The organism is Streptococcus sp. 10824 (assembly GCF_013276595.1).
Taxonomy (GTDB): Bacteria; Bacillota; Bacilli; order Lactobacillales; family Streptococcaceae; genus Streptococcus; species Streptococcus pseudopneumoniae.
Window position 1 is genome coordinate 1 of sequence record NZ_VMLH01000126.1, and the last position, 863, is coordinate 863.

The following is an 863-nucleotide window of genomic DNA, read 5'->3' on the forward strand; positions in this document are numbered from 1 at the left end:
CTTCAAGGCCAAGAATTAGTCTTTATTCCTGCGCAATTAAAACGCATAGATCATATCCAACACTCTTACAAATGCCAAGCATGCAGTGAGAAAAATCCGAGTGATAAAATTGTGAAAGCTCCTATCCCTAAAGCCCCTTTGGCGCATAGCCTTGGCTCAGCTTCTATTATCGCTCACACCATCCATCAGAAGTTTAATCTGAAGGTCCCCAATTATCGCCAAGAAGAAGATTGGGCTAGGATGGGTTTACCAATCACACGTAAGGAAATCTCTAATTGGCATATCAAGGCGAGTCAATACTATTTGGAGCCCCTCTATAACCTCTTGCGAGAGAGACTATTGACTCAGCCCTTACTTCATGCGGATGAAACTTCTTATAGGGTGCTAGAGAGTGATAGCCATCTGACCTACTATTGGACTTTTTTGTCTGGGAAAGCTGAGAAGCAAGGAATCACGCTGTACCACCATGATCAGCGTCGAAGTGGTTCAGTAGTACAAGAATTCCTAGGAGATTATTCTGGATATGTGCATTGTGATATGTCTGCTTATCGTCAACTGGAAGAAGCTGAACTTGTTGGATGTTGGGCGCATGTGAGAAGGAAGTTTTTTGAATCCACCCCCAAGCAAGCAGATAACTCATCCTTAGGAGCTAAAGGTTTAGCTTATTGTGACCAGTTATTTGCCTTGGAAAGAGACTGGGAGGTTTTGCCAGCTGATGAACGACTACAGAAACGTCAAGAAGAGCTCCAACCCCTAATGGAAGACTTCTTTGCTTGGTGTCGGCGTCAGTCAGTTTTACCTGGTTCAAAACTAGGAAGGGCAATTGAATACAGTCTCAAGTATGAAGAAACCTTTAAGGCCAT

1 protein-coding gene is annotated in these 863 nt (G+C 43.5%); it reads left to right on the top strand.

All coding sequences use genetic code 11. From position 1 onward, the window contains the following. On the top strand, positions 1-863 hold an 863-nt coding region (locus HT701_RS10145; RefSeq protein WP_172931491.1), incomplete at both ends, for an IS66 family transposase.